Source organism: Paraburkholderia fungorum, from assembly GCF_046027215.1.
GTDB lineage: Bacteria > Pseudomonadota > Gammaproteobacteria > Burkholderiales > Burkholderiaceae > Paraburkholderia > Paraburkholderia fungorum_D.
Window position 1 is genome coordinate 1,944,998 of the sequence record NZ_JAQQEN010000002.1, and the last position, 21,036, is coordinate 1,966,033.

At 61.9% G+C, this 21,036-nt stretch carries 19 protein-coding genes; 5 read left to right on the forward strand and 14 right to left on the reverse strand.

All coding sequences use genetic code 11. From position 1 onward, the window contains the following. Both PQR27_RS29240 and PQR27_RS29245 read right to left on the reverse strand, forming a co-directional pair. Positions 1-867, reverse strand: coding sequence for an ABC transporter substrate-binding protein (locus PQR27_RS29240; RefSeq protein WP_408527068.1), 867 nt, complete (start codon positions 865-867; stop codon positions 1-3). 350 nt (positions 868-1,217) lie between these two features. Beyond that, positions 1,218-2,909 (reverse strand): peroxidase family protein, encoded by a 1,692-nt coding sequence (locus PQR27_RS29245; RefSeq protein ID WP_408527069.1) that lies wholly within the window; start codon positions 2,907-2,909, stop codon positions 1,218-1,220. Positions 2,910-3,312: 403 nt separating this feature from the next. Here PQR27_RS29245 and PQR27_RS29250 point away from each other — a divergent pair, with 403 nt between their 5' ends. After that, on the forward strand, positions 3,313-5,085 hold the full coding sequence (locus PQR27_RS29250) for an ABC transporter ATP-binding protein/permease (protein ID WP_408527070.1): 1,773 nt from the start codon (positions 3,313-3,315) through the stop codon (positions 5,083-5,085). A gap of 23 nt (positions 5,086-5,108) precedes the next feature. Here PQR27_RS29250 and PQR27_RS29255 read toward each other — a convergent pair whose 3' ends face one another. Continuing rightward, positions 5,109-6,170 carry a methyltransferase gene (locus PQR27_RS29255; RefSeq protein ID WP_408527071.1) on the reverse strand — a complete coding sequence of 354 codons (1,062 nt, stop codon included), beginning with the start codon at positions 6,168-6,170 and terminating at the stop codon, positions 5,109-5,111. Positions 6,171-6,472: 302 nt separating this feature from the next. Between PQR27_RS29255 and PQR27_RS29260 the strand changes: the two genes are divergently transcribed. Continuing rightward, a complete protein-coding gene (locus PQR27_RS29260) occupies positions 6,473-6,982 on the forward strand; it encodes a DUF1993 domain-containing protein (RefSeq protein ID WP_408527072.1) in 510 nt (169 codons plus the stop codon). Positions 6,983-7,036: 54 nt separating this feature from the next. Here PQR27_RS29260 and PQR27_RS29265 read toward each other — a convergent pair whose 3' ends face one another. The 9 genes from PQR27_RS29265 to PQR27_RS29305 all read right to left on the reverse strand — a co-directional run bounded on the left by PQR27_RS29265 (position 7,037) and on the right by PQR27_RS29305 (position 16,486). Next, a complete protein-coding gene (locus tag PQR27_RS29265; protein ID WP_408527073.1) occupies positions 7,037-7,573 on the reverse strand; it encodes a chromate transporter in 537 nt (178 codons plus the stop codon). Between the two features lie 33 nt (positions 7,574-7,606). Further along, positions 7,607-8,146: a chromate transporter gene (locus PQR27_RS29270; protein WP_408528335.1), complete on the reverse strand. Its 540-nt coding sequence runs from the start codon at positions 8,144-8,146 to the stop codon at positions 7,607-7,609. 217 nt (positions 8,147-8,363) lie between these two features. Further along, positions 8,364-9,323 carry an alpha/beta fold hydrolase gene (locus PQR27_RS29275; RefSeq protein WP_408527074.1) on the reverse strand — a complete coding sequence of 320 codons (960 nt, stop codon included), beginning with the start codon at positions 9,321-9,323 and terminating at the stop codon, positions 8,364-8,366. A 17-nt stretch (positions 9,324-9,340) separates the two neighbouring features. After that, entirely contained in the window at positions 9,341-10,753 is a 1,413-nt protein-coding gene (locus tag PQR27_RS29280; RefSeq protein ID WP_408527075.1) for an NAD(P)-binding protein, read from the reverse strand. 118 nt (positions 10,754-10,871) lie between these two features. After that, positions 10,872-11,990 (reverse strand): ABC transporter ATP-binding protein, encoded by a 1,119-nt coding sequence (locus PQR27_RS29285; protein ID WP_408527076.1) that lies wholly within the window; start codon positions 11,988-11,990, stop codon positions 10,872-10,874. Then, positions 11,987-13,018 carry a carbohydrate ABC transporter permease gene (locus tag PQR27_RS29290; protein WP_408527077.1) on the reverse strand — a complete coding sequence of 344 codons (1,032 nt, stop codon included), beginning with the start codon at positions 13,016-13,018 and terminating at the stop codon, positions 11,987-11,989. The genes PQR27_RS29285 and PQR27_RS29290 overlap by 4 nt, the downstream gene beginning before the upstream one ends. Next, complete coding sequence (locus tag PQR27_RS29295; RefSeq protein WP_408527078.1) at positions 13,015-14,169, reverse strand: carbohydrate ABC transporter permease; 1,155 nt, start codon at positions 14,167-14,169, stop codon at positions 13,015-13,017. The genes PQR27_RS29290 and PQR27_RS29295 overlap by 4 nt, the downstream gene beginning before the upstream one ends. A 3-nt stretch (positions 14,170-14,172) precedes the next feature. Beyond that, positions 14,173-15,654, reverse strand: coding sequence for an extracellular solute-binding protein (locus tag PQR27_RS29300; protein ID WP_408527079.1), 1,482 nt, complete (start codon positions 15,652-15,654; stop codon positions 14,173-14,175). Positions 15,655-15,775: 121 nt separating this feature from the next. Continuing rightward, complete coding sequence (locus tag PQR27_RS29305) at positions 15,776-16,486, reverse strand: GntR family transcriptional regulator (protein WP_408527080.1); 711 nt, start codon at positions 16,484-16,486, stop codon at positions 15,776-15,778. A gap of 193 nt (positions 16,487-16,679) precedes the next feature. On the opposite strand from PQR27_RS29305, the gene PQR27_RS29310 reads away from it, so the two are divergent. Then, positions 16,680-17,978 (forward strand): L-fuconate dehydratase, encoded by a 1,299-nt coding sequence (locus PQR27_RS29310; protein ID WP_408527081.1) that lies wholly within the window; start codon positions 16,680-16,682, stop codon positions 17,976-17,978. A gap of 132 nt (positions 17,979-18,110) precedes the next feature. Beyond that, positions 18,111-19,256, forward strand: coding sequence for an alpha-hydroxy acid oxidase (locus PQR27_RS29315; protein ID WP_408527082.1), 1,146 nt, complete (start codon positions 18,111-18,113; stop codon positions 19,254-19,256). A 121-nt stretch (positions 19,257-19,377) separates the two neighbouring features. On the opposite strand, the gene PQR27_RS29320 is transcribed toward PQR27_RS29315, so the two are convergent. Further along, positions 19,378-19,542, reverse strand: coding sequence for an FmdB family zinc ribbon protein (locus PQR27_RS29320; RefSeq protein ID WP_408527083.1), 165 nt, complete (start codon positions 19,540-19,542; stop codon positions 19,378-19,380). A gap of 42 nt (positions 19,543-19,584) precedes the next feature. After that, complete coding sequence (locus PQR27_RS29325; protein ID WP_408527084.1) at positions 19,585-19,902, reverse strand: hypothetical protein; 318 nt, start codon at positions 19,900-19,902, stop codon at positions 19,585-19,587. 290 nt (positions 19,903-20,192) lie between these two features. Between PQR27_RS29325 and PQR27_RS29330 the strand changes: the two genes are divergently transcribed. Further along, entirely contained in the window at positions 20,193-20,831 is a 639-nt protein-coding gene (locus tag PQR27_RS29330; protein ID WP_408527085.1) for a DsbA family oxidoreductase, read from the forward strand. The last annotated feature ends 205 nt before the right edge of the window (positions 20,832-21,036 follow it).

The following is a 21,036-nucleotide window of genomic DNA, read 5'->3' on the forward strand; positions in this document are numbered from 1 at the left end:
TTACGGCTTGAAGTACGGGATCTTCGTCGGGTCCTGGCCCCACGCCGCCGCCAGATACTTCTGCGTCAGCATCTTGAGGGTGCCGTCGTCCGCCATCGACTGGATGATGCGGTTGATTTTCTCCTCGTTGGCCGAGCCCTTCGGATAGATCGCGCCGTAGGTCTCCCCGGTGGTGTACTGGCCGACCACTTTCATCGTCCCGTGCGAATTGGCCGCCTGACCCAGCACGTAGGCGGTATCGCTCAGTGCGATGTCGATCTGGCCGGCGGCGAGCGCGGTGAACATGCCCGCCGTGTCGGGGAAAACCTTGACGGGTTGGGTCGGCTTGAGAACGTTGGCGGCAAAATCGGCGCCCGTGGTGCCCTGGTGGACACCGATGCGCATGCTGCGGATGTTCTCGGCGGTGACCTTGGTGGTGGTCTTGACCAGTACGCCGATATCGGAATTGAAATAAGGCGTTGAAAAGTCGATCACCTTTTTGCGCTCCGGGGTGATCGAGGCTTCAGACAACGACAGGTCGAAATTCTTCGTCTGCCCCGCGATCAGCGCGTCCCACGATACGTTCACCACCGCCACCTTGTCGAGCCCGGCACGATGCGCGATGTTGGCCGCCATGCAGTATTCGTAGCCGTCCTTGATCGACTCCGGCGTGTCGCCGTTCCACCAGCCCGGCGCGGGCAGCGAGACTTCGACGGTGAGCTGGCCGGGAATGGCCGGGGTCAGCGGCATCGATCCTTTCTTTCCCGTAATCGTGCAGGTGCCATAGGTCTGGGCCGCGGCCGGCATGGCGATGCCGGTAAGTACCACGGTGGCGGCCAGAGCGGAAAACAGCAAAGCCGCGCGGGTGCCGTAGGTGCCTTTCTGCATGGAGGGTCTCCGTTGGATTGATTCGAGCGTGCCGGCGAAATCGTGGAGCGGGAAGCAGGAAAAAAGCAGGAAAGAACTGGGGGGAAAATGACAGAAAAACAGGAGCGCGACAAGTCGTGCAAACTCGCACGCTGCAGTCGGCATGCGCCGTCGCTGGCGAGGCGCGCGTTGCCAGTGGGTTGACTCGCGCGGCAGGATCCGCCGCCGCGCGGCTCATCAGCCCGTAGCCAAACCTACGGCGATGAAAGTTGCGAACGCATCGAAATCCGCGTCATGACCTGATTGTCACAAAAGACACGCGCCTGGAATGTCCCGGCACGGGACATTCCAGGCGCACCGACCATCGCGGCTCAACGCGCCGGATTCACAGCGGATGCAGCATCAGGCCTCATGCCGCGAGGAGCAGGCGTGTGCCTCTTGTGGTGCGGCGGGGGCGGCGCTACCGGCGAACCTTGAATAAAGACATGCGGCGTCAACGCAGTGGTGTCGGTGTTGCGAAAGATGACGTCGGCGAGCGTTGTGTTCGCAATCATGGTAGTGGTCGCTGGATCGAAACCCTGGTTGAGCCAGAAGAAACGGTCTCCCGCGCGCAATGCAGAGAACTGGTCGGCGATGATTTTCTGAAAGGTTGGCCCGACGACCGCGTTGGGCGCGTGCGCTTCCGCGAGTCCGCCAATGAAAAGATCCACCTGATCGATCGTTCCAAACGCGGTTTTCAGCTTTGCCTGCAGCATCGGATCGTTTGTCAGCGCAGCGAACGACTGATACGGCGCCAGACCCAGCGCGCGGCGGACCTGGTTCAGGCTGCCGAGTCCCAGATCGCGTTCGCGCTGGATGTCGATGGCGATCAGATCGATCAGATCGACACCGCCGCCCACGAGGCTGGCGGCCAGCAGGTTACGCAACGTCGCGACCACGTAGACATCGGTTGCCTGCGCGAAATCCAGACTGAACGCGCGCAGCATTGGATCGATCCCGTTCGCGATGTCCATTGCGGGCGTATTGAAGAACGCCTGCCCGAGCCCTTGAGTGAAGGTGGTGACGCCGGCGTTGTCCACACCCTCCTGGGTATCCGAGATCTGCGTATGACCGACGCGGAACGCGCCAGCGGAAAACTCCTGCGAAATCTGCGCATTCTGGGAAGCGTCATAACCTGGGTATGGACCGAGCACCGGGCCGATCAACACGGGCAAATACTCGGAATACACAATGTTCTCGTATTCGGCCGTGGTGAGGGCTCGCGCCATGCCGTAAAGCTGGTCGCCTGACCAGTCTGCATGCTGGGCTTTCAGGCGACGTACCCAATTATTGTGTTCACGCATGAAAAGCGTCGTGGTCGCGGTGAGTTCGGGATTTTCCATCACCCGCGGATCGCCACTTTCAAAGACCGTCCCGACTATTGGGAGCGCCTGTCCGTCGGACGACGCTTTCAGCGTGCCGTCCGCATTGCGCAAGCTGTCGGCCATGGCCTGAGTCGAGCCATAAAGCTGCGACAGATCGAGATACCCGGCACTCGTGTTGATAATCGTATTGGTCGCCGGACTGCGAACCGCGCGGGTCATGGCGATGACAGTGCCGGGGCTCACGTCGGGGTCCCCCGCAGGAATGGTGATGTTGATCGCGGCGGTGGTGAGCGGTGTCGCTTCGAGACCCAGATCGTGGTCGACGAATTGCCCCCACACATAGAGCCACGCGGAGGCCGCGGGATCGGTGGTCTGGCCGTCTTGTCCCTGAGCGCCGGCGCCGCCCGAAATAAGGTTTGAAATGGTGCGCGGATTGGGTCCGGTTATCAGGCCATTAGCCGTGCCCGGCGCGAAGTTCAACGGCGCCAGGGTGGTTTCCGGGCTGCCTGGCGTAGCGTTGAATCCGGGGTTAATGAGATTATTCCCCGCGCCGCCGATTGGTCGAAATGCCTGTATCAGGGTAATGGGGTTAGCTGCGGGACGAGAGCCCTGGCCGGCGGCCAGAACGGTAGTTGGCAGAATAATTGCTGCGATTAAAAAAGAAAAATACGTCACCCGCACATATCCGAAGATGTGCATTTTCATTCTCCTCAGTGTATTTAATAATACTAATATTGACTATTTCGCGCGTCCCTTCTGATGTGGGGACGGGCAGCTTAATGCTGTTACGCACGATGCGATTATGAGGAGTGGAACTCAACAAAAATTAATATAACGATCCTCACATCTGATTTGCTTTGACTATGCCAATAGCATTGCGACCATTTGTCCGATTTAACAGGCCGCATTTTTGATTAGAATCGACGCACATGCCGGGCAAATGACCTCGATTGGTTGAAACCCATTTTTTTTAATCTACCGGCATTCTATTTTTGATAGGAATATATAAAAATGCCACAAAGCTGCAATTAGACTGACCCTACCAATCGTCAATGACCATGCAAAAAAACAATATGGCAAGCAATTCGGGCGATACCCGCTCATGATCCACTCCTCCCGCGACGCGGCATCCGGGCCGTCCGACCGTGTCTCGGCATGGAGTCTGATCAAACCGTACTGGGTCTCTGAGGAACGCGCTACCGCATGGGGGCTGCTGATCGCGATCATCGCGATGGACTTGCTGCTGGTCGGCATCAGCGCCCGGCTAAACACATGGAACCGCGATTTCTACGACGCGCTGGAAAGCAGGAACGTGCGCGAATTCCCGCAGCTGATGCTGATATTTGCCGGCCTCGCATTCGCGTCCGTCGCGATCACGGTCTATAACCGCTATCTGCGGCAGATGCTTGGCTTCCGCTGGCGCCAATGGCTGACCACGCGTTATCTGCGGGAATGGCTCGGCGACGGCATCTTTTACCGCATCGAGCGCGATCGTCTCGTCGACAATCCTGACCAGCGCATCGCTGCCGACCTCGACCTGCTCGCCACCGCCACGCTTTCTCTCACGCTCGACCTGCTCTCAACGCTCGAGACACTCATCTGGTTCTCCATGGTCCTATGGGGCACGGCGGGCGCGCTGGTCTTCATGCTCAGCGGCACGGCTGTCCAGATTCAGGGCTACATGGTCTGGGCAGCCGTGGCCTACGCGCTAGCCGGCTCGCTGCTGACCCATAAGGTCGGTCGCCCGCTGGTGTCGATCAACTACCAGTTGCAACGCGTCGAGGCGGATTTCCGTTTCGGCCTGATCCGTCTGCGCGAAAACGCAGAGCAGATCGCGATGTACGACGGCATGCGGACCGAGGAAGCGAATGCCGGGACCTTGTTCGGCCGGATTCGTGAAAACTGGTGGCGCCTCATGCGATACACGAGGCGCTACAGTTTCGTGGTCAACTTCTACGGTCAGATTGCCGATATCTTTCCGATCGTCGTCGCATCGCCCCGCTACTTCACAGGCGCATTGACTTTCGGCACGCTGATGCAGATCGCCGATGCATTCGGTTCGGTCAGCGAATCACTTTCGTGGTTCGTCAACAATTACGACACGCTCGTCGAATGGCGCGCAACAGTGAACCGCCTGCGCGAGTTCAAACGTGTCATGCGGCAACCTCATCTGAAAGAGTCCGTGTCGCCTGCCACCGAGCATGGCGGCATCAACCTGCACTATGTCGACGAGAACCGGCTGGTCACGCGCGACCTCGTGCTGGCGCTGCCCAACGGCGACATGCTTGCGCAGGTGCGCGATATTGCCGTCCAACCCGGTTCGCGATGGCTGGTGCGCGGACCGTCCGGCGTGGGCAAAAGCACCCTGTTGCGAGCGCTTGCCGGTCTCTGGCCGTTCGGCGACGGCTCGATCGATGCCCCCGTGGACGCGCGCATGATGTTCGTCCCGCAACAGAGCTATCTGCCATTGGGCACCTTGAAGGCCGCGCTGGCGTACCCTGCATCGTCCGAGGCCTTCAGCGACGACGACTGCCGCATGGCATTACGCGAATGCCGGCTGGAACGCTACGTTGACCGCTTGCAGCAGTCCGAGCCATGGCCGCGCATTCTTTCGCCGGGCGAGCAGCAGCGCCTGGCGGTCGCGCGCGTGCTACTGCACAAGCCTGACTACGTGTTCCTCGACGAAGCAACCAGTGCGCTCGACACTGAAAACGAAGCGCACATCTACCGTCTGCTCATCGAACGGCTGCCGAAAGGGGCAATTGTCAGCGTCGCGCATCACGAGTCGCTGGCGCAATTTCACGAGCAAACACTCGACGTTAGCGGCGCGGCTCGCCGGGATCCTTCCCCGCCCATCGCTTCAGCGCGAACGTAATGCGCTATCCGCCTGACCGTGTTCTACCGTACTCCAATCACCATCGAATCCGCGCCAGCGAGCGGCACCACCCGAACCTGTGTAAAGCCGGCCTCCTCCATCCACGCACGACACTGCGCGCCGGTATAGTCGAAACCACCCGGCGTTTCGATAAGCATGTTCAGGCTCATCAGAAGGCCGAATGCGTTCTGCCTGCGATCATCGTCGATCACCGCGTCATAGACGATCAGGCACCCTCCCACCGGCAGTGCTGCGTAACACTTCGCGAGAAGGTCACGTTTCTGTTCGAGGTCCCAGTCGTGGAGAATGTGTCCCATCACGAGCACGTCGGCCGCCGGGCAAGGATCCGTGAAGAAGTTGCCCGGATGGAAATGCAGCCGCTCCTGCAGACCGAACGAGCTCACGTACTCCTGGAATATGGGTCCCACCGCCGGCAAGTCGAAGCCGCCGCCGCTCAGGTGTTCATGGGCGAGCGCGATCTGCACAGGCAACGCGCCTTGCGCAGCGCCGATATCGATGAACGTGCCGTAGTTTTGCCACGGGAATTTCTGCGCGATTGCCCTGGCTGCTCCCAGGCTGATGCCGGTCATCGCGCCGAGGAAGCCACGCAGAGCCTGTTCGTCGCGATACAGCACGTCGAAAGGATTGCCGCCTTGTTTCGCTTCGTTTTGCGGCCGCCCGGTTCGGAGCGCTTCCGTCAGCGAACCCCAGAAGGGATAAAGACGGGCGTTGGCCATTTCGAGTATCCCGCCCACATAGCCGGGCTTCGACTTGTCCAGAAAGAGTGCCGCGTCCGGCGTGTTGCGGTAGCGTCCGTCGTCGCGTTCCAGCACATTCAGGGCGACCAGCGTGTCGAGAAAATCGTGCACCGATCTCGGATGCAAGCCGAGCGCCTCAGCGAGTTGCCGAGCATCCTGTGGACCGTTCGAGAGGTGAGTGAACAGCTCGAGCTCGACTGCGGACAACAGCGTCTTGGCCGGCCAGAAGCCCATTCCAAGCTGGAGTAGCCGGTCCGGGGAAGGCGCGCATTGCGGCGTGCCGTCGGCATCTGGCGCTGGTCGATCCGCGCGGGGCGTGCTTGCCATCATGGCTCCTGGGGCGAGTGTGCGCTGAAGCGCCAGATGGCATGGTAGACGCAGCAATGACATTCAAACGTGCGCTATCGCACAGAGCGAAGTGGCGCCTTGTGCATGGTTACATCGCTATTCCCGGTGGCGCGATGGTAATCTTCCCCCTCTTCAGGCAAGCCGCGCGCCGTGACCGGCAATTCGCGCCACGCCTGAAGCGCTATCGCTGCTACAGGCCTGGGCCTGCGGCAAACCCTGAATCAAACCGGCCGGCGCGGCATCTTCCACGCCGGCATCCCACATCTATAGAAAGAGTAAACATGACGAATTCCATCTACAGCGCATCCGTGCCCGTTTTCAAGCAAATGCTGAGCGCGTTATCCGAGGTGCTGAAGAAAGCCGAAGCACACGTCACCGAAAAGAACATCGAGCCGAACGCGCTGCTGCAGGCACGCCTGTTCCCGGACATGTTCCCGCTGGTGCGCCAGGTGCAGATCGCCGCGGATTTCGCCAAGGGCATCAGTTCGCGCCTCGCCGGCGTGGATGTGCCGTCGTGGCCCGACACCGAAGTCACGTTTGCGGAACTGCAAGCGCTGATCGCCAAGGCATTGGCCCATATCGGCGCGCTGGACGCCGCGCAGTTCGACGGTAGCGAGAACAAGGAAATCGTCCTGCGTCCGGGTACGCCGAAGGAAAAGAAGCTGGTTGGCAGCGCCTATCTGCAAAACTACGGCCTGCCGCAGTTTTTCTTCCACGTGACAACGGCCTACGCGATTCTGCGCCACAACGGCGTCGAGATCGGCAAGCGCGACTATATGGGATCTTACTGAGCGTCGGCGCGCGGGAGAGGCGTGGCGGGAGAGGCGTGGCCTAAGCGCCTCGGACTAAAGCACGCCGCCCAGATGAAGCAGAACAAAGAATAGGGCCGCACCCGCGATCACGATCAACGCGTTGATTCGTGTTGTCATGACGATCGCGGTTGAAACGAGTGCGGTGAGCCACGCGATCCAGCCGCCGTCGAGTCCCTTCACCAACACAAACACCGCCGCCAGAATCAGTCCCGCCGCAACCGGGCGAAGCCCGGACTGCAATGCGTTCTGCCAGCGCGCGCCGCGATGCCTGGTCCACAGATGCGCGACGCCATACATCAGGAACGCCGTGGGGCCGAAGAGTGCAAGTGTCGCAACCAGGGCACCGGGAACTCCGCCAACCTGCCAGCCGATTAACGTCGCCAGCAGGGAACCTGGACCCGGCGCCAGCCTGGCGATCGCGAAGTCGTTGACAAACTGTGCGTGTGTCATCCAGTGATGCACGTCGACCACCTGTCTCTGGATGTCCGCAACGATGGCCTGACCACCGCCGATGGTCACGATCGATAGCGGCGCAAAGACAGAGACAAGCGCGGTCAGTGTTCGGGGCAAGGGAAAAGGCTCGTGAAATGTAAAGGTTGTCGATTACTCGTCGCGTGAAAAACGAACATATTCGTAAGCGACGCTCAGGGTTCCCGCAATCAGGACGGTCCAGACGAGTGGCAGCGCGAAAATCGCGACGGCGATGAACGTTGCAATGAAGATCGCCAGCGGAACAATGCGGCGCGGCAATCTGCGCACCGCGGTAATCGCCATCGACAGGGAGAGGCCGATCGCTCCGGCCGCGGCACCGGCCAACGCAATGTGCGTCAGCGAGAAACCTGCGATCGCGGAGAAGAATGCGCCCAGGAAGACAATCACGACCGCCGGCGGGAAGATGATTCCACAGAAGCCGGCCAGCGCGCCGCGCCAACCAAGCAGGTGGTGCCCGATCCAGATCGCCAGGTTCTTCACGTTGACACCTGGCAGCGCCTGCGACAGCGCAAGCCCGTTCAGGAATTCCTCCTCGGTGAGCCAATGGCGATCATGCACGAACTCACGCATGAACCACCCGCTCAATCCACCGCCAAAGCTCGTGAGTCCGATTCGCGAAAAAATCAGAAAGAGTTCGAGCGTGGTTGGCATGGCAGCCGGCGCGTGTGCGCGCCGGCTGTCAATCCCGGTGATGGGGCTTCCTTCGTCCGGCTCCTGTGCGCCGTCATTCCTGGACAATGTCATTCCTCGTGGACATAGCGGTCAGGCCAGAGCCTGGCATCAACGCATCAATGCAGCGGCGCACCGGCGCACCGACGACTAGGCAGGCTGCGCCGGCAGCGGCAAAAACCGCATGATACCTGCCGGCCTACAGCCCCTTCAAAAACGCAACCAGCAGGTCGCTCACTTCGGCTGAACGCTCGCGCTGAATCCAATGACCCGCGCCATCGAGAATATGGCAGCCACGCAGTCCTGGCAGCACACGTGCCAGATTCTCGATACGGGCCTGCGAACCCGGAAACTTGAGGACGTCGTCTTTTGCGCCGGCCACGAACATCGAAGGCTGCCGGATCACGCATCCTCGCCACGCGGCCATCAGTTCCGACGAGCGTCGAATGCTGCGGTACCAGTTCAGCCCGCCTGTGAAGCCGGTGCGCGCGAACTCGCCCGCGACGTAGGCAATGTCTTCGCTGCTCAACCAGCCGGGCAGCGTGTCGGGGTCCACTGTGCTGTCGAGAAAACCCGCGCCGGGCGCCAGCATTCCCGCCACCACGCGGCCGGGGCCATCACCCGACATGCTGAAGGTGACGCGTCGAATGGTGGCTTCGGGGTCCGCCTCGAATTCGCGCTCAGCTACGCCGGGCGTCTGGAAATACTGCATATAGAAGGTTCGCACGCCTTGCCGCTCCAGCACACTGAGCAGGTCCTCCTGTGCCGCCGGATGGAACGGCACGCTCATGCCGACAACCGCCCGGAACAGATCCGGCCGCAACAGCGCCGCGTTCCACGCGACCGGCGCGCCCCAGTCGTGACCGACGATGACCGCCTCGCTCTCACCGAGCACCTTGACCAACTCGACCATGTCGCCGACGAGATGCAGCATCGTGTACGACTGCGCGTCGGGCGGCGCATCGGTGCCGCCATAACCGCGCATATCGGGCGCGACGGCCCGGAAGCCGGCAGCGGCCAGCGCCGCCAACTGCTGCCGCCAGGCAGACCAGGACTCCGGAAAACCATGGCATAGCAACACTAGCGGGCCACTGCCCTGGCTGGCCACGCGCATGTGCAGCGCGCCGACCTGCAGCGTCTCGAGGCGAAGTTCGTGCAAGATCTGCTCCATCAGGTTCAACTCAGGGTGGCAAGCAACGCTGGCAGCCTGGCGGCCGCCGCTGCGGCCTTGGCGCCGCTCTCCTGCAACAGGGCCAGCTTGCCGGTGTCGTCCGGGCGCACGCCACGCATCATCGCATTGAGGCTGTTCAGCCGGCAATGCGCTAGCCACGCGCTCAAGCCCGCGTTCTGCCGCCAACTGGCGGTGTTGGCAAGCGTCACGGCCCACATGCGCAGCCAGTCGGCCGGACGCTCGGGGCTGGGCACGAGGCGGCACAGCGCGTTCTTTTCCGCCGGATCGATGATATGGCTCTCCACATAGGCAATCAGCGCGGCACTGAAAACCGGCTGGCACCAGCGCACCATCAGCAGATTGATCTGGTCGCCGTCGAACACGGGCAGCGCGGGCGGGCTCTGTATCGCGCCGGCTGAGCAGTCGACGTAGAGCGTGTCAGGGTCGGCGGGTAGCGAGCCGCGCGCCAGCGTGATCTGCGTTGACTGCACCGAATCGAGGTGCCCAAGACGCACAATGTCGTCGATGCGGCGCAGTTGCGCCAGTTCTGCTTGAGAAATGATGGCGCATCGATAGGTGCCGGGTTCGACCGTTTTGTCGATACGCAGGAGCAGGCCGCGCTGTTCAAGCCGCGCAAACAGATCGGCTATCGACGTTGCCTCGATGATGGCATCGAACTGACCGATGGTGCTGCCCATCGAGCGCTCGAAGTTCTCCGCACCGGGTTGCGTGTTGGCGCGATCCAGCAACCATGCGTCGCGCGGCATGATCCAGCGGATGCGCGGCGGCGCCACGCCGTTCTGCAACAGCCAGAGGCACGCATCCATGCCGGTCTTGCCGGAGCCCACCACCGTATAGCAGGCATAGGAGCGTTTGACGTCGGGCAGCCGATTCACCGGTATGCAGTCCACGTCCTGCGCCACCGCATAGGCGGGACGATGCGTCGAGGCCACCTCGGTCCGCGCATGGGTCGCGTTGACCAGTTTCCGGCGCACGACGACCTGCCGTTCATCGTCATTCAGCAACGATCTGAAGCGATGGGTGCCGTCGGCGCCCGCGCGGTAGTCGCTCATTGGAAACCATTGAACGCGGCCCGAGGGCAGAAAGCGCTGGCGCATCACGAGATCAAAGTGACTCAGCACTTCCGCGCCACTGGCCAGCTCGTACATGCCTTCGTTCAGGCCGGTCGCGTCCTTGGTCCACGTGCTCAGCTCGCGCGAGTTCACACCGTAAAAAGCCGACGGCTGGTGCAGTCCAACAAACGGATACGCGTCGTTCCAGTGACCGCCGGGACGGTGATGCCGGTCGACCATCACCACCTGGGCATCGGTCTCGCTGAGCAGGGTGTCGACGAAGGCCATGGCGGTCGCGCCGGCGCCGACGACAAGGTAATCGGTTTCGATCGGTGTGGTGCTCATGGTGCCTCGCTCGCAACGCGCCTATGGCGTCAACGCGTCGTCGCTGAATCATGTCGATGACATGTGAACCGCTCCGGCGAACATCGGCAGGCCGCTTCCCGTATCGGACAGGCAGGCCTCAGTCTCGCCGGATCCGCTTACCCGAAGCCTGGTCGAAGAAGTAGACCCGCTCGCGGTTGGCCCGCAAGCCCACTTCGGTGCCGATCTCGCCAGCATACATGTTGGACACCTTGACGACGACCTGCTGCTCGCCGACGTTCACCGTGACGAGAGAATGGTCACCGATCAATTCGACCGAGTAAATACGGCCGCGAAATTCACCCTCGGCCGCGGCGGCGAGCGTGCAGTCTTCGGGGCGTATCCCAAGCACCGCCTCGCCATGATGATTCACGTCCGCAGCCACCGCGAGGCCCTCCGCCTCGAAGCGATTGTTCGCCAGTGTGCCGCGTAGGAAATTCATTGGCGGCGAGCCAATGAAGCCCGCCACGAACAGATTGGCGGGGTCGGAATAAATGCGCGCCGGGGCGTCGAGTTGCTGCAGCACGCCCTTGTCGATCAGCGCCACGCGATGCGCGAGAGTCATGGCCTCGATCTGGTCATGAGTGACGTAGATCGTGGTCACCCCGAGTTGATGTTGCAGGTGTTTGAGTTCGGCCCGCATATGGCCGCGTAGTTTCGCATCGAGATTCGACAGCGGTTCGTCCATCAGAAACGCCGCGGGACGCCGCACGATGGCGCGCGCGAGCGCCACGCGCTGCCGCTGCCCGCCCGATAGCTGGCGTGGATACCGGTCGAGCTGCGGTTCGAGATGAACGCTCGCCGCGACCTCGCGCACGGCCGCATCGATCTCGGCCTTCGCACGCTTTCTCACGATCAGCGGGTACGCAATGTTCTCGAACACCGTCTTATGCGGATACAGCGCGTAGGACTGAAACACCATCGCGACGTCGCGATCGCGAGGCAGTTGCTGCGACACGTCGTTCTCGCCGACGTAGATGCTCCCCTCGCTCGCGGATTCGAGCCCTGCGACGATGCGCAGCGCCGTGGTCTTGCCGCATCCGGATTCGCCAAGCAGGACGAGAAACTCGCCGGCGCGCACGTCGAGCGACAGGTCGTGCAACACGCGCGTGTCGCCGAAGATCTTGCTGACGTTGCGCAGCGAGACACTCTTCGAATGCTGCACCGGCGCGCTCGCGCCGTACGGCGGGCGTGGCGCCTGCGTTTCCATGCCGTTCATCCTTTGACCGCTCCGACGAGAATGCCTTTGACGATAAAGCGCTGCAGGGTGAGCGTAAGCAGCATCACCGGCAGGATCATGATCAGGATCAGCACCGACATGTTCCACCACTGCGGGCCGCGCGTGGCGTTCTGCGCGGCAACCAGAAGCGGCAGGGTTTGCGCGTTGGCCGTCGACAGAAAGAGCGCGAACAGGTACTCGTTCCACGAGAGAATCAGCACCAGCAGGCCGGTTGCGACGATGCCCGGCGCAACCAGCGGGACCACGATCCCGAACAGAATCGCAAAGCGTGTCGCGCCGTCGATCTGCGCGCTCTCCTCGATTTCCTTCGGCACGCTGGCGAAAAAATCGAACATCAGCCAGACGACAATCGGCAGATTGGCGGTTGCATACGTGATGATCAGTGCGGTACGCGTATCGAGCAGACCGACACTTTTGAAGGTCAGGTAGATCGGGATCACCGTGACGACCGGCGGCAGGATGCGTTGCGAGATCATCCAGAAGAGGATGTCATCGTTGGCAAAATGGCGCCGTGCGCGGCGAATGATCGGGCGTAGCAGCAAAAGGAACAGCGCAGCGCACACCGCCACCGCGATGCGCAGGTCCACGCCACCCCAGCCGACCACCGCCACCATCACGGCCAGCAACAGGATGGCAAGACCCACCGCCGCGAGAGGCGGTTTGTATTCGATGCGCGCGAGGGCATACGCCGCCATCGAGCCGAGAAACACAGCCGCAACCGTGGAGACCGTCGCGATGACCAGCGAATTCACGTAAGGTCGAAACGTGTCCGGCCCGAGGTCCACGAAGATGTAATGCCACGCGTCGAGACTCGGCTTGAAGTCGACGAAGGGCACGTAGGCCGGCCCGCTCGACACGTCGATGGGCAGCTTGAACGACGTGATCGCCATCCAGTACAACGGAAACAGGACGACCACCGTCCATAGTCCTAGCAGGCCGTAGGCAATCACGCGGGTGCCGATCGGCACCTCGTCGAGCCGCGCGGGAACGAACAGGCGCCGGATCATGATTGCCGCCCGCGCGCGCGCCGCACCACGAGCTGGAAGAAAGAGACGCAGGCGATCGTCGAGACGAAGAACAGCATATAGGCGACCGCCGACGCGCCGCCGAGATTCAGCGTGCGCCACTCGATGAACGCGTGCAGTGTCATCGATTCCGTCGCGATGCCGGGGCCGCCGTTGGTGAGCACGTTCGGCAGATCCACCACCTTGAATGCTTCGATCAGGCGAATCAGCACCGCACTCGCGGCGACCGGCGCGATCGACGGCCAGATCACATCGCGAAAGATCCGCCAGCTCGACGCGCCATCGAGTTGCGCGGCCTCGATCTGGTCACGCGAGGTGCCTTCCAGTGCGGCGAGCAAAACCAGAAACATGAACGGCACCCACTGCCAGGTATCCCCAATGACCACCACGATGCGCGCAAGCCACGGGTCCGCCGCCCAGGATATCTGACCCAACCCGAGCCATGCCCAGAGCGGCGCAAGCGGACCCACCGCGGTGTCCGCCATCATGCGGAACATGTACGCGATGCCAACCGGTGTCACCATCAGCGGCAGGAAAAACAGGATCCGGAAAAAGCGGCCGCCCTTGAGCGGCAGCGTGCACAGATAGGCGAGCCCGAGACCGAGCAGGAATTGCAGGGCCACGCCGAATACCACGTAAAAGAGCGTCACCATCAGGCTGCCCAGCTCGCCGCCGTGACCGACCGTATTGGCAGCAAGCCACACCAGCGCCAGCAGAAAGACGGCGGCAATCAGCCTGCCGATACAGCCGACCACCGAACGATGCCTGCCGCGCAGATAGCCGACGAGCCACCAGGCCGTGGCCAGTACGGCAGCGGCCATCACCGCGATGCTGATGAAGCCAGCCGGCCGGAACACGCCGACGAAGTGAAACTGCTGGCTGCCGCTGAACAGTCTCACGTAGTTGCGCAGTCCGACGAACTTCAGTTCATACCCTCCCTCGCCAAGCGAGAACCGCATCAACGACAGATAAGCAGACGTGACAAGCGGAAAAATCGAAAAGCCGAGGATGAGCAGCACGGCCGGCAGGACGAACACATTCGGCGCCTGACGATCCAGCCAGTTCGCAACGGACGACCTGCGCGACGCCCGTTGCGGTGGCTCAGCTGACGAAACATGCGACGAAGATTGCATGAGCTATTTGGCGCCGATCGACGCCTTGTAGGCCTTCAACTGTCCGTCCTTGCCGAGGTCGTCGGTAATTTCATCCCAGCCTGTTTCGATCGCCTTCATGGTGGCGTCGGCATCGAGTTCGCCGGCCAGAAAGCGCGCCACGGCGGTATCCAGCACGACCTGCTCGTAGCGCTGATTCTGCGGAATACGCAGATCGATGATCATGTTCGGGCTTTGCAGGCTCGCCTTGATCGCGCCGAGATAGGAGGCCGCCGCCGCGTCGCTCATGCCGGACTTCTTCCAGATCGACATATCCGTGAACTGCGAGTGGCGATACGGATTGAAACCGGTCGCGCCGATCGTCACATCGACATTCGACTGCGCAGGCTGGCTCATATACGAGAGAAACGCGTAGGCCGCATCCTTCACCTTGGGGCTGGCCTTGGCATTGATACCGCCGGACCAGCCGCCGAAGGCCGCAAAAGGCGCATGGTTGACGCCGTCTACCGCATACGGACAGGTGCTCTTGTCGCACGCCATCAGCTTGCCGGTGTCACGGTTCAACACCTTGGTGGAGCCCGGCAGGATAACCGCGCCGACCTTGTCGATCACTTTCGATTGCTTCGGGTCGATCGCCAGCACGCCGACGTCGCCCCAGTCGAGCGTCAACGCGCAGTGGCCTGAAATAAACGCGCTGCGCGTATCGCCGACATCGAGATTGATTTCGTTCGGCGGCCCGTATTGAGTCGATTCCTTGTACACGTTGAGCGCCGCCTTGAAGGCGTCATTGTTGACGAGCGGCTTGAAACTGCGCGGATCGAAGAAGGCCCCTTGCGCCGTTCCTTTCGACTGGATATAGCCACCCGCAATCGAGATGATCGCCCAGTACGCCTGCGCGTTGCGCTTCTTTGAAATGCACGAGCCCGCCACCGGCTTGCCGTCGCCGCCGAATACCTTGCCGTTCGCCGCCTTCGCGATATCCAGATAGTCGTCCCACGTCTTCGGCGGCTGCTTGCCGAGCTGCTTCAGGATGTCGGTCCGGTAGTAGACCATCTGGAAATCGCCATCGAGCGCAACCAGATAGGTCTTGCCGTTGAAGCGCTGCGAGAAATCGCGGAAGAACGGCATGACGTCGTCTTCCTTCAGCGCCGGATCGTGGGCGACCCGCGTTGACAGATCCTCAAGGAAGCCACCCTTCGTATAGTCGACCATCCATTGCGGGGCGAATACCGCGGCGTCGACCGAATTCGTCCCGGAGGCCCAATCGGTCAAAAGCTTCTGGTACAGGTCGGAAAACGGCACCGTCAGAATATTGACCTTGGCGCCCGTGAGCTTCTCGAAGTCGGGCGCGCGGCGCTGTAACGGCTCCGCGATTTGCGGACCCACGAATGTCATCACATTGATGGTGACGCCGTGGAAATCTTCCGCAGCGAGCGCCTGCCCCGCTGCCATCACCCACGCAGCCGCCAGGGCGACGGCCACCTTTGCACCTTTGACGAGTTTCATTTGTTGTCTCCTCCATACCGGGTGGACTACGCTGCGCCCGGCGGCTGGCGGGCAGCGCATCCGAGGCGCCCGGACTGCGGCGGTCCGGTGGCTCTTACGAAGACTCGTGCGAAGGCCCGGCTTACTCCTCGAACAGATCGGGCCGTTCGCTGGCAAAGCGCCGCAACTCTGCAACGACTTCATCCAGATGACTGTGCATTGCGTGCGCCGCAGCTTCGGCGTCACGCTCCGCAATCGCCTCGAAGATGCGCTCGTGCTCTTCGAGTGTATGAATATGACGTTCCGGACTCCCCAGCAACTGGCGAGCGCGATCGAGCGCGCTGCGCGACGTGCCGACGATTTCCTTTACGCGTGGCAAGTCGATGGCGTCGAGCAGGATCTCGTGAAATGCGAGATCGAGCAGGTGAAATTCATGGCGCAGCCCGCTAGCCACGGCCTCGCGTTGCTTCTCGAGATTGGCGGCGAGCGCATTCAGAGTCGACTCGGAACACGTCGACGAAAGGCCGCGCACGGTTTCGACTTCGAGTGCGCTGCGGATAAACAGATGCTGGCGGATATCGTGAATCACAATCGGCTTCACCCGCGTGCCGCGCTGCGGCAACACCTCGACAAGCCCGGCGGTGGCAAGCTTCGCGAGCGCTGCGGACACCGGAAAACGCGACACGCCCATGCGCTCGCAGACCGCCTGCTTGTCGATCATCATGCCCGGCTCCAGCGCAAGCGTGACGATCGCCTCACGCAGCGCGTCTGCCACGGCATCGGTCAAACTACTCCGCTCCCCGCCCTGCAGTTTCTGCAATGCGGCATAAGGATCGACGGCCGCTGTCTTCATGATCAAGAGACTCGCGCAGAGCTTGATTTACGACTAACATGCTAGCATGCTAGGTGGCGAAAGCGGTGCTGTCAACGCGTGCTAACACTTGGTATGTGACGGGGTATGTGCCTGCCGGCAGCGCTTCGCCGTGACCGGTATCCGCATCCCTTCAGGCAGGCTGCCGCAGCCGTCATCACTGGGAGGCGTCCAGATGACCACCATCACCAATCTGTCCGTTCGGGACATTCGCTTCCCCACCTCCCGCTCGCTCGACGGATCCGACGCGATGAATGCCGCGCCGGATTATTCGGCCACCTACGTCGTGCTCGAAACGGACTCGCCGGAACAGTTCGCGGGGCACGGCCTCACCTTCACGATCGGCCGCGGCAATGAAATCTGCGTGACAGCGGTGAACGCGCTGGCACCGCTCGTCGTCGGCAAGGCCCTTGAAACGATCGTTGCCGACATGGGTTCGTTCTGGCGCGCCATCACGTCGGATAGCCAGTTACGCTGGATCGGCCCGGACAAAGGCGCGATTCACCTCGCCACTGCCGCTGTCGTCAATGCCGTGTGGGACCTGTGGGCGAAGACGGAAGGCAAACCGGTGTGGAAACTGCTCGTGGACATGAGCCCGGAGGCGCTGGTGCGCTGCCTCGATTTCCGCTATGTCACCGATGCGCTGACACCGTCTGAAGCACTGGCGATTCTGCGGCGCCATGCGGCCACCAAAGCAGAGCGCGAAACAGAAATGCTGGCGCAGGGCTATCCGGCTTACACCACGTCGGCGGGCTGGCTCGGTTACGACGACGAAAAGATCCGCCGCCTCGCTCGCGAAGGGGTGGCGCAGGGATGGACGCACTTCAAGCAGAAGGTAGGCGGCAATCTCGACGAAGACGTGCGGCGCGCGCGCATTCTGCGCGAGGAAATCGGCGCCGATCGCAAGCTGATGATGGACGCCAACCAGGTGTGGGAGGTCGACGAAGCGATCTCCAACATGCGGCGCCTCGCGGAGTTCGATCCCTGGTGGATCGAGGAGCCGACCAGTCCCGACGATATCCTGGGGCATGCCGCTATTCGCCGGCGCGTCGCCCCGATCGGCGTCGCGACCGGCGAGCATTGCCACAATCGCGTGATGTTCAAGCAGCTCCTGCAGGCGCACGCGATCGATTTTTGCCAGGTCGACAGTTGCCGCCTGGGCGGACTCAATGAGGTACTCGTCGTGTTGCTGCTGGCGGCCAAGTTCGGCGTGCCGGTCTGTCCGCATGCGGGTGGCGTCGGACTCTGCGAGTACGTGCAGCACATCGCGCTGTTCGATTACATCTGCGTGTCGGCATCGCTCGAGAACCGCGTACTTGAATACGTCGACCATCTGCACGAGCACTTCGTCGACCCTGTCGTGATTCGCAACGGACGCTATTTGCCGCCGCAACGGCCCGGCTATAGCATCGAGATGCACGCCGCGTCGCTGGAACAGTTTCACTTTCCGCAAGGCACCGCTTGGCGTCGTTGAAAGAGGCTGAGCGGGGTTGAGCGCGTTTGAACCAGTTTCGGCGGGTTTTGCTTTTTCCCAGGAATTCCCTGAATACCGGGCGATCGTCCCGGCAACGTACACTCGTCGTTCCTCCCTGTGCCGAGAAAAACTGTGCCCGTCATTACCTGCATCGAAGATTTGCGCGTGCTCGCTCAGCGACGCGTGCCACGCATGTTCTACGACTACGCCGACAGCGGCTCGTGGACTGAGAGCACCTACCGCTCGAATGAAAGCGACTTCCAGCGCCTCAAACTGCGCCAGCGCGTGGCGGTCAATATGGCCGGCCGCACTACGCACACGGAAATGGTGGGGCAGCCGGTTGCCATGCCCGTGGCGCTCGCGCCGACCGGCTTGACCGGCATGCAACATGCCGACGGTGAAATCCTCGCTGCGCGCGCGGCGGAAAAGTTCGGCGTGCCGTTCACCTTGTCCACCATGAGCATCTGCTCCATCGAAGATGTTGCGGCCGGGACCAGTCAGCCATTCTGGTTCCAGCTTTATATGATGCGCGACCGCGATTTCATTGTGCGGCTGATCGAGCGGGCCCGCGCGGCACGCTGCAGCGCGCTGATGCTGACGCTAGACCTGCAGATCCTCGGCCAACGCCACAAGGACATCCGTAACGGGCTGTCGGCGCCGCCGAAGCTGACGCCCGCCAACCTCATCAATCTGGCGACCAAGCCGCGCTGGTGCCTCGGCATGCTCGGGACCCGGCGGCGCACCTTTGGCAACATCGTCGGTCATGCAAAAGGGGTGGGCGATCTGTCATCCCTGAGTTCATGGACCGCCGAGCAGTTCGATCCGGCGCTGAGTTGGGCGGATGTCGAGTGGATCAAGAAACTGTGGGGCGGCAAACTGATTCTGAAAGGCATCATGGATGCCGAAGATGCGCGCCTTGCCGCCGATAGCGGCGCGGACGCGCTGATCGTCTCCAATCATGGCGGTCGTCAACTCGACGGTGCGCCCTCTTCGATTTCGGCGCTCCCCGAGATCGCACGCGAGGTCGGCTCACGTATCGAGGTGTGGATGGATGGCGGCATTCGCAGCGGCCAGGACGTGCTGAAAGCCGTTGCGCTCGGCGCCAAAGGCACGCTGATCGGCCGCAGTTTCCTTTACGGTCTGGGCGCTATGGGCGAGGCGGGTGTCACGCGGTGCCTGGAGATTATCCAGAAGGAACTGGACATTACGATGGCCTTTTGCGGCCACACTGACATCCGGCAGGTGGACGAGCGGATCCTGCTGCCCGAGCGGCGTTGAGAATTGGCGCAGCGCGCAACGGCTGCCGATGATCGGGCCTTCCTGCGCGGCGCAACGACGACTTCGCCGGCTGCAGGCCAGTTAATCATCCGCTCCATGAACGAACTGATGCGAGCAATGCTCAGCTCTTTTTGGACGTCCTGGCGACAAACGGTGTGGGTACGTGCTGACACGTCTCGCCGCCACACTTTGGGCAAGGCGGATGGGCCTTCTCATGTTCGACGAGATGTTCGGCGTGCTCGAACAGATGGCCGCACTTCTCGCAACGGTACTGGTACGTTGGCATTGCACTTCTCCAACACGAATTGATCTGCTTCCAGCGTCAATGTCAACGCCTGGGGCCTCTCATCTCCTCGGATTCCATGGCTGCGTGCCGTTCCTCGCTCGCTTCGATAGGGTCCATGGCATCGTCGACGAACGCAGCCGCGCGTTCCGTGGCTGCTGTCGCCGCATCCAGGGTGGCATCGAGGTCTTCTTCGTCGTCGACCGGCGGCGCCAACATGTCTCGCAGCATTGCCGCCAACTCCGGGGTGTCCCACGGCGCGCCATGCTGCTTTTTCTTCTTTATGTAATGCCTGACTTCCGCGTCCTGCTCCGCAGTCAAGGGAAGACCGCGAAAAGTGCCTTGGGGGCCGGTCTCGATCATGATTTTGCTCCCGGACATACACCGCTTCGAGTGTAGCCCTATTTGGGTCATGAGGCGACGGCGGCAAGCGGGGATCCATTCTCCACCACGCGAGCGCCCCGGCGCACGCTTGCCTCGGAGGAACAATTGAATTGCGGCGGATCACGATGATCTCCGCTCGAAGGTCGTCCACAATACAAGGCATCCGCGAAGCACGCGCCTGCAAGCATTCGCCATTCCGGCTACCCTGTCTGCCGCGATTGCTCCGTATCGGGCCTTTAGCGCGACAGGTCATCCCCATCAGGAAAGCTATGAAACAACCGCTCAGAATCGATTTTGTCTCCGATATCGCGTGCCCGTGGTGTGCCGTCGGTCTCCCCTCGCTTGAGCTTGCACTCTCGCGCATCGGCGAAGCCGTCGACACCACATTCGTCGTGCATCCGTTCGAACTGAACCCGGAGATGGGCAAGGAAGGCGAGCTGATTGTCGACTACGTTGGAAGAAAGTACGGAAGCACCCCGGAGCAGGTCGCTGCGAACCAGGCCGTCATCCGCGAACGTGGTGCGAGCGTTGGCTTTACCTTCGGGCCGCGCACGCGCATCTATAACACGTTCGACGCGCACCGCCTGCTGCACTGGGCCGGCCTCGAGGGCAAACAGTTGCCGCTCAAACGCGCGCTGCTACAGGCCTATCACGGCGACGGCAAAGCCCCGAGCGACCACGACGTTCTGGTCAAAGCGGCGGAGTCAGTGGGACTCGACGCCGGGCAGGCGCGCAAGGTACTGCAAAGCGGCGACTACGCCAACGAAGTGCGTGCGGAAGAACGTCAATACCAGGCGATGGGCATCCATTCGGTGCCGGCGGTCATCATCAATAATCGCTATCTGGTGACGGGTGCGCAGCCCGTGGAAGCCTTCGAGGAAGCGATCAAACAGGCCCTGACTGAATGACCGCACACGACGGTTCGCTCTTTGAGATTCCGTAGTGTTGGCACGCGCGCAACTGAAATCATTTACGGTGCCGGCCGTTGACTCACTGCGCCTCCCGCCAATACCGCCGGATCGGTAAGCCAGCCTGAACCCGTGCGATGGCACGACATATGCGTTGATTTCTGCAAGCGTCCGGCCGCTTGTCCCAGTCCTCATCCTGTATCCA